Consider the following 8,772-nt stretch of genomic DNA (forward strand, 5'->3'; position numbering starts at 1 on the left):
CGGCACCATAAAATCCCAACCTATTTCAATATTTTGACTGGTTTCAAATACCCTGATGGCCCTTGCGTAATCATATGGATCTTCGTCAGAAAGTGCTAAGGCCATGCCTGAGTTTATTGGTGATGTGACTACATTTACCGGTGCCCATCGAGGGGAATAAATATTCCAATTGGGAATGGCTCCATTGTCTGTGAGTTGGTCGAAGTCATCTATTACCGGACCATGTACGGCGTACCTGATAGGAGTTGGTACTTTACTTACCCACATGTCTTCCTTATTCATGCTGTAGGTAAGCCACATATCATCACCCGGTGGGTTACCGTTTCCCTCAACGATACCTCTGACATAACATGGGCCAAAATCTTTCCATCTACCATAGAATCTTCGTGGCGGAACTTCCCCTTGCACCAAAACCATGTCATCAAAAATAATTCCGTCATCAGAGCTGACGACAATAAGCGGGTACCTGTATTCATCAATTTTTATGGGATTATAGATTAAGGCATAGCGATTGTCTTCGGTTTGCTGTGCCCATATTTTACCACCGGCCATGGTAAGCGTTTCTGCCTTAACAGGGTTAGAAAAGTGTTTTCCTCCATCTGTTGACAAGGCGGTGGCGGACCTTTTCCAAAAACCTACGATGGCACCATCCTTTCTTGAATAATAAGAAAACGCTTCCCCTCCGCGTTTGCCTGTATAGAAGCCATCTACGCCATTGTCTTCATCTCTCCATTGTAGGGTAATCAGGGTATTGTCTAGCAATTCCTCACAGGCGGCAACAAAAGCTCTGTCATTGGATGTTTTATAAAATGGATAAGAGGTGTTGGTCTCATTCCATTGGGTATGGCTATTGTACCGGATAAAATAAATAGGTCCATAACTGCCATCTTCATTGACCTCTCTCACCACTCGTCCGATGCCCCCCTTTTCAAATGGATCTTCTGTGTGCCCATAAAAAGCAAGGGTGAGTAATTTGCCATTTTTACTGACATAGAACCCCATCCGTTGATGCATCATATAGCCATCATACCCTTCAGGAATTTGGACACCTTCAGGTGGAGTATATGGAGGGAAAATTACTTCCGGCTTGGACCACTTCCTACCATCTTTGGACCTGATCATTAAGGTTTGCCCGGGGGCTATGTGTTCATCTACAGGATTGCTTAGGTATTGTTGATAAAACGTACCCTTCCAATAAGCCAAATTAGAAGCATGATTGTAAGTCCAGCCATGGTCATCGGCCAGGTTGGGATTGGTTCTGTTTACCCGTAATGTTTGTCTGCTGTCCACACCAATAGCATACCTTAGCCTTCCTTCATGGAGGTCAGGATCAATGCTGTTTCCTCCAATATACCGCACCGGTTCATGAATGCTGCCGGTTTGGCTTAAGGCGGTTAGCGGCAAACAAATGAAGAATAATAGTCGACAATAAAAACAAAGGTGACGGGTAATCATTGAATTATAGTTTAATAAAGATTTTTTTCTTGTACAGGAGGTATGCAGGAATAAAATTGATCATTACAAACAAAATTGCATAAAGCATACTTACCAAATTTACAGGTAGTCCAATGCCTGTGAATAGGTCTAGAAAGTGTGCGTTAAGTGATTGACCTCCGATTTCAAATCCATAAAAGAATAAGGATAATACATCGGCTAAAACGTACACAGAAATAGCATTGGCCCCAAAAATAATTCCAACAGAGGTGCCTTTCTTTTTACCAAGAATATCTACCAAGAAATAGCTTGCTCCCAAACCTATAAAGCCTGCCCCACCCGTAATGAGTGTAAAAGAACTGGTCCAAAGGTGCTTGTTAATAGGGAAAACTTGAGCCCAAAGTAAACCGATCAGAACGAGTACAAGTCCAATTGACATAAGGTAATTTGATTTTAAATTTTCATGGAAATTGGACAATAGAATCCTTCCTGCCAAAAGTCCTAAAATACCCGTTACTATGGCAGGAAGAGTAGAGAAAAACCCCTCAGGATCCCAGCTTCCTTCCCACATCTTACCCGGTAAAAATATGCGGTCGATCCAAGCGGCAAGGTTTCTTCCCGGTTCTAGCATAACAATGCCCTCGTCCGGTGTTGGTATCAAGGTCATGCAGAGCCAGTAAAATACAAGTATACCTCCACCTAGGTATGCTTGCTTTTTCCAACCTACATTCAAAAAAAGAAATGAACTTGCCAAAAAGACAATAGAAATCCTTTGTAAAACCCCTGCGATGCGCATATGGGAAAAATCAAAGTCCGGAATAAGGTTTAGAAATATTCCTAAAACAAAAAGCTTAATGGCACGAATAATTATTTTTTTGTACATGCCGGCTTTTGGCACGCCTTCATCTAGTCTTTTAGAATAAGCGAAAGCCACAGAAACACCTACCATAAAAATAAAGAATGGAAAAATAAAATCTGTCATTGTCATGCCATGCCATTCTGCATGAAGTAAGGGTGGATATACATGGCTCCATGACCCGGGGTAATTCACTAGAATCATGGCTGCGATGGTAAACCCCCGGAGAGCATCCAGAGATATCAATCTTGTAATTGTAGGCTTCATACAATATATTTTTTTTATTTAATAGTCAATTTAATACCATAAGGTGTAATAATAAGGCTACTTAAACATTTTAATTATGAATAAAATCACTCAGATCTTTACCTTTTTAATTATTATAAATGGTTTTATTTCCTGCCAAACATCTCCAAATTGGAATGAGGCGGTAGAAAATATTTATATCGATTGGGAATTAAAAACCAACTTCACAGCAGCGGAGGGACAGTTTGAAGCTGTTTTTGGAATTGAAAATCAAAGCAATTATTTACTCGGTGAGAAAGACTGGGCATTATTTTTTAGCATGTCGCCCAGAGGTATTGTTTCTACCGAAAATGCAGACATCACCCATATCAATGGAGATTGGTATAAAATAAGTCCTATCAAAGGTTTCTCTTTGGCCCCAGGTGAGCGCATAGAAATTCCTTATGTGGGTATTGAAGGTGTGATCAAAGAAACAGATGCTCCTATGGGGATGTATTTTGTTTTTTATGAAGAGGACGGGGAATCTGAAGAAATTGTAGCTGTGAATAATGTGAAGGTCAAGCCGTTTTTGGAGGATAGGCAGCGTTTGAGAGGAACCATGGATAAGGAAGTACCTTATTCTGCAGAGAGTCAATTCGAAAGCAATTCCCAATTGGTGAAATTAGAAAATGAAGATTTGTTACCTATTATCCCTACTCCCTTTCAAGTAAATAAAGGAGAGGGCAATTATACGATAGAGGAAGCCTTGTCAATTGGTTTTGAGAAGGGATTATCCAATGAGGCGAAATACCTCAGAGATAAACTAAGTGACCTGACAGGAGAAAAGTTTTCAATGGAAGAGGTAAGTGGGGATCATTCAGGGATTGTTTTAAAGCTTTCAAATATAGAGGTGAATGAAAAAAAAGAAGAAGCTTATCAATTGGCAATTGACCCAAGTGGCATATCCATTTCAGGAAGTGATCCTGCAGGTGTATTTTATGGATTACAAAGTTTATTGGCTCTCTTAGGCAATGAAGCTTATCTAAACCAAAAATTGCCGTTGACTTTACCAAACATAATGATTGCAGATGCGCCAAGGTTTGGTTTCAGAAGTTTACACATGGATGTGGCGAGAAATTTCCAATCCAAAGAGACGATTAAGAAGACTTTGGACATCATGTCCCATTATAAGTTAAATCATTTCCTGTTTTATACCACAGAGGATGAAGGGTGGAGAGTGGAAATCCCCGGCTTGCCTGAGCTGACTGAAGTGGGTGGACAAAGAGAACACACCCAAAGCATGGATGATCCTGTTGTTCATCCGGGCTATGGCTCCGGGCCTTTTGCTTATACTGAAGGAAAGAATGGAAGTGGGTTTTATACCAGAGAAGAATTTGTAGACATTCTAGAATACGCAAAAGCGCGTCATATAACGGTGATTCCTGTGCTTAACTTTCCTGGACATGCTCGAGCAGCCATCAAATCCATGGAAAAAAGGTATTTGAAGTTGATGGAAGAGGGGAAGAAAGAAGAGGCTGAAGCATACCGCTTGGTAGATCCGGAAGACCAATCAGAATACATGTCTGCACAGTCATTCAAAGACAATGTGGTCAACGTGGCTAGTGCCTCAACCTACGATTTTTATCTTAAGGTAGTGGATGAGTTGTCGAAAATGTATGATGATGCCGGCTTAAAACTCAAAAAAATGCATTCAGGAGGAGATGAAGTGGCGGAAGGAGCTTGGACAGCTTCACCTCAAGCCAAAAAGCTTCTAGAAAGCTTGCCTGAGATCAGTGATCCAAAAAACCTTCAAACCTACTTTTTTAGCACCTTATTGGATAAACTGGCGGATAGAGATTTGGAAATGCATGTATGGGAAGAGATGGTTCTGTTAAAAGACGAATCAGGCGTCTACAAACCTAACCCGGAGTTTGCGGATAGAAATGTTGTACCTTATATATGGAACAATATGTTTGATTACCCGGATCTTGGGTACCAGCTGGCCAATATGGGCTATGAAGTCGTGCTATGTAATGTGTCAAACTTTTATTTTGACTTGGCCTATAGCAATGATCCAGAAGAACCGGGCTTGTATTGGGCAGGGTTTGTTAACACCAAGAATGCCTGGGCTTTTGCACCTTATGATTGGTTCAAGACCACTTATAAGACCAGCATGGGTGAGGTTATTGATAGAGAGAAGGATTTCAATGACATGGTCAGGATTGACCCTGCTGCGAAAAAGAATATTATAGGACTAGAGGCACAGCTTTGGTCGGAAACAGTTAAAGGTCCTGAAATGGCTGAATATTACATGTTTCCTAAGATGCTTGGTTTTGCAGAGAGTGCTTGGGCAGCTGAACGAGATTGGGAAAAAGAACCTGATTTGAAAAAAATGGACCAAAAAATAATGAAGGGCTGGAATGAATTTGCCAATAGAGTAGGACAAACAGCTTTTCCAAAACTGAAATGGTGGAATGGAGGGCTAAATTATCGTGTGGCTCCTCCTGGGGCAAAAGTTTTGGATGGTAAATTATATGCCAATGTAAATTTCCCTGGCTTGGAGATCAGGTATACTACCGATGGAACAGAACCTACTTTGACTTCAGCAGCTTATACAGGGCCTATAGAGATCGATAAAGAAGTAAAATTGAAGGTATTTGATAATACAGGCAAAGGTAGTAGGTCCATTGTGGTGAATCCAAAAGTATGGGAGTTGCGGGAATCGAAATAAAAAATAAAATTTATTTTAATTTTTAAAGTTAAGCTTGTGTTTTGTTTGGTTGCTGGCGTTTGGAGGAATTGAAAAAGAATTTTATTTTTCAAAGGTTTAAAATTTCAAAATATTTGTGTTTTTTAAAGCCTTTGGCAATTGTAAATTCCTCGATTTAATAATTCCGTAATCCATAAAAAAGATAGAATAAAAACTTAATGTATAATAATATAACACAATTTTAATTTTAGGGTAATATATAGACAAATTTTGTAATCAATTCATTAAATTTTTATAAAAAAAATCATAAAGCATTCATTTACAATTATTAGCGATTTCTCATTTTTCGCAAAATGAAGATTTAAATACGTGATTTGCGCAGAAATTACCAATTTATTCCTTGATATTCATGAATAATTAGAAGGCCAAATAGGATTTACATATTCTATTTGGTCTCTAGATACTTTATCAAAACATAAATAATTGGAATATGGAGCAGCCTGACAAAAAAACAATGGATGGTTTTCGAAATGGCGATAGAAAAGCCTTTGAAAAAATTTACCAATATTACAGAATACCTGTAATCCGCTTCAGTGTTTCCATAATTAAGGATGAACAGGAAGCTGAGAATATCTACCATGAGGTGTTCATGAAAATTCTTAAAAGGAGGAAAAACATTAAACCTGAATTAAATTTTAATTCTTATGTTTTTACTTCAGTAAAAAATGAAATTTTTGACTACCTCAAAGCCTTAAATAAGAACAAAACTTTGAAAGAGCAATTTTGGGAAAGGATTCATCAACAAGAGGATGACTGTGCCCAGGTTAAGGAGGAGCAATTGACCAAAATGGAACGAATTATCAGAAACCTGTCTCCCAAAAGAAGGCAGATTCTGGAGATGAACTATTTTGAGAAAAAGTCCTACAATGAAATTGCTGATCTTTTGATGATTTCTAAAAATACTGTAAAAAACCAGCTGGTAAAGGCAAAGTTTATCCTAAGGAAGGAAATGGAATAATTTAAGGGATTAAACAATTGCGTTTGAGTAAACGAAGTTGTTTTTGAATGAGCCATTTCGTTGATATGGGAAAGTATTGTCTATTTTTATTTTTTAGCCTAATTATATAGAGAATTGGGCTTTTATCGGTATAGTTTTTTACGTTTTTTTTGTGTTTCTGAGCCATGTTTTACAAGGCTTGGTACCCTTGATTTTATGTGGCTTGTTATTCTAATATTTTAGAAAGCGCCGGCTGTGATTTAGAGAGATTATTTTTTATGAAATAATTTCACCTCGATTGGGGTAAGGTGCCTTTCACGGATAATTCTTCTGCAAAATTGTATTGAAATAATAAATAATAGTAGGAGGAATTACCTATTTCATAGTATAACTTTAGTGTTTGCCTTTAATACATAGTTTTAATTCTTAATATTTATTGTCTCATGGCTAAGGTTAATTGGTTTTTACTGTGGTTGCTTATTCCGATTAGTTTCCAAGGATTTGCTCAACATGCTTTCATTGGGAGCAATAGGGAGCTATTTGTAGATGACTTTTTGATTGATCAGCTGGATGGGGCAAGCTTGAAATTGCATGCACCAAAAGATGAAGGTGTGGCCTTTTATTTAGACAAACCTTGGGAAGGGAAGTTTTCGTTGTATTCAACCATTATTAAGGACGGTAATATTTACAGGGCATATTATAGAGGCTTGCCTGATGTAAAAGAAGGCAATAATAGGGAGTTGACCTGCTATGCTGAGTCTCAAGACGGAATAAATTGGTACAAACCGGATCTTGGCATTCATGAAATTAATGGGTCGAAAAAAAACAATGTAATCTTAATAGATAAAGAATTGACGCATAATTTCAGCCCTTTTATAGATACCAACCCTAAAGCCAAGCCTGCAGAAAAATATAAGGCAGTGGCAGGTAAACAACGAACTGGTTTGTATGCCTTGTCTTCAAGTGACGGCATCCATTGGGTCAAGATAAAAGAAGAAGCGGTTCTGAAAGAGGGGAATTTAGATTCTCAGAATGTAAGCTTTTGGTCTCCAGTAGAAAACAAATACCTGATATACTTCAGAACCAAGGATTCCGGATTTAGATCAGTAAGCAGGACTTCTTCAATTGATTTTGAAACATGGAGTGAAGGGGGAAAGATGAAATATGGCACAGCACCCTTAGAGCACCTGTATACCCAACAGACTAGCCCCTACTTTAGAGCACCACAAATTTACCTTGGTATAGGAGGCCGATTTATGCCGAATAAGCAAGTTGTTACAGATGAACAAGCCGATGCGCTTGGCGTTGACCCTAATTATTATAAGGCCTGTTCGGATGCTTTTTTAATGTCATCCCGAGGAGGTAATAATTACAATAGGTATTTTATGGAGTCCTTTATCAGGCCGGGTATAGGTTTAAGCAATTGGGTTTCACGAACAAATTATCCGGCATTAAATGTGGTTCAAACCAGTCCCTATGAAATGTCCATATATGTAAACCAGGATTATGCGCAGTCAACGGCTCATTTAAGGAGGTACAGCATAAGATTGGATGGCTTTGCTTCCCTGTCTGCAGGGTATGACGGTGGGGAAATGATTACCAAGCCATTTGTTTTTGATGGCAAAGCATTGGAGTTAAATTATTCCACCTCTGCTGCAGGTGGGATTTATGTTGAATTACTTGATGAAAACGGCAATAAAATTCCAGGCTTTTCCAAAGAAGAATGTCAGCTAATTATAGGAAACGAATTATCTAGAACGGTATATTGGAATAAATCTACCAATGTTTCCAGGCTTTCGGGCAAGGCTGTCAGGATGAAGATATATTTAAAAGATGCAGCGGTATATTCATTTAGATTTTATTAAAATGTTGGTATTAAAGAAAATTACACTATTTGCTCTATTCCTTTTTGTTCAAAGTCTGGCCTTGGCCCAACTCCCTAATATTGGAAATAATCGGGAGTTGTTTGTGGATGATTATCTGATAGAAAAGTTAGAGGGGGCCGAATTGACTTTGCACGAACCAATGGATCAAGGAGAAGTGATAAGGTTTGAAAAGCCTTGGGAGGGGGCATTTTCAGCTTATTTCACAGTAATTAAAGATGGGGATACCTATAGGGCATATTATAGAGGGGTACCCAAAGCAGGCAGTGATGGGAATGATGCAGAGGTAACCTGTTATGCGGAATCCAAGGATGGTATTAATTGGACCAAGCCGGATTTGAAACTATTCACGGTGAATGGTACTAAAAAAAACAATGTAATATTAGCGAATGCTGCACCGGTTACGCATAATTTTAGCCCATTTTTGGACAGCAACCCCTTGGCTAAAAGTTCAGAAAAATACAAGGCTTTGGGAGGGACCAGAAAAAGTGGTTTGGTGGCCTATGTTTCTGCAGATGGAAAAGAATGGAAGAAGTTGCAGGAGGAGCCGGTTTTTAGGGAGGGGGTCTTTGATTCTCAAAATGTAGTTTTTTGGTCTGCTAGTGAAGCGCAATATGTTTGTTACTTTCGGACTTGGACAGGGGATGGTTACACGGGCTTTCGCTCC

The 8,772-nt window shown here is 38.8% G+C and carries 5 protein-coding genes and 1 pseudogene; 4 read left to right on the plus strand and 2 right to left on the minus strand.

Annotated elements, in window-relative coordinates:
• Together AAC037_RS12755 and AAC037_RS12760 are read right to left on the minus strand one after the other, a co-directional pair.
• A partial coding sequence (locus AAC037_RS12755) for a hypothetical protein (protein ID WP_339903353.1) occupies nucleotides 1-1,404 on the minus strand: 1,404 nt, incomplete at its 3' end.
• 55 nt (nucleotides 1,405-1,459) lie between these two features.
• Entirely contained in the window at nucleotides 1,460-2,557 is a 1,098-nt protein-coding gene (locus AAC037_RS12760; protein ID WP_339903354.1) for a DUF5009 domain-containing protein, read from the minus strand.
• Between the two features lie 76 nt (nucleotides 2,558-2,633).
• Between AAC037_RS12760 and AAC037_RS12765 the strand changes: the two genes are divergently transcribed.
• From AAC037_RS12765 to AAC037_RS12780, 4 genes and pseudogenes are all read left to right on the plus strand, one after another.
• The gene (locus tag AAC037_RS12765) at nucleotides 2,634-5,246 is read left to right on the plus strand and encodes a family 20 glycosylhydrolase (RefSeq protein WP_339903355.1); all 2,613 of its coding nucleotides are present in this window, start codon (nucleotides 2,634-2,636) and stop codon (nucleotides 5,244-5,246) included.
• Nucleotides 5,247-5,715: 469 nt separating this feature from the next.
• Nucleotides 5,716-6,243, plus strand: a complete 528-nt coding sequence (locus tag AAC037_RS12770) for a sigma-70 family RNA polymerase sigma factor (RefSeq protein WP_339903356.1) — start codon at nucleotides 5,716-5,718, stop codon at nucleotides 6,241-6,243.
• A 422-nt stretch (nucleotides 6,244-6,665) separates the two neighbouring features.
• Nucleotides 6,666-8,087, plus strand: a complete 1,422-nt coding sequence (locus AAC037_RS12775; RefSeq protein WP_339903357.1) for a hypothetical protein — start codon at nucleotides 6,666-6,668, stop codon at nucleotides 8,085-8,087.
• Between the two features lies 1 nt (nucleotide 8,088).
• Nucleotides 8,089-8,772 (plus strand): annotated as a pseudogene (locus tag AAC037_RS12780) (hypothetical protein); the annotation flags it as partial.

Origin of the sequence: uncultured Cyclobacterium sp. (genome assembly GCF_963976465.1) — a bacterium.
In the GTDB taxonomy this organism is placed as follows: Bacteria; Bacteroidota; Bacteroidia; order Cytophagales; family Cyclobacteriaceae; genus Cyclobacterium.

Coding starts and splice junctions, on each gene's coding strand:
- AAC037_RS12760 (WP_339903354.1), bottom strand. CDS start 2,557: ATGAAGCCTACAATTACAAGATTGATATCTCTGGATGCTCTCCGGGGG.
- AAC037_RS12765 (WP_339903355.1), top strand. CDS start 2,634: ATGAATAAAATCACTCAGATCTTTACCTTTTTAATTATTATAAATGGT.
- AAC037_RS12770 (WP_339903356.1), top strand. CDS start 5,716: ATGGAGCAGCCTGACAAAAAAACAATGGATGGTTTTCGAAATGGCGAT.
- AAC037_RS12775 (WP_339903357.1), top strand. CDS start 6,666: ATGGCTAAGGTTAATTGGTTTTTACTGTGGTTGCTTATTCCGATTAGT.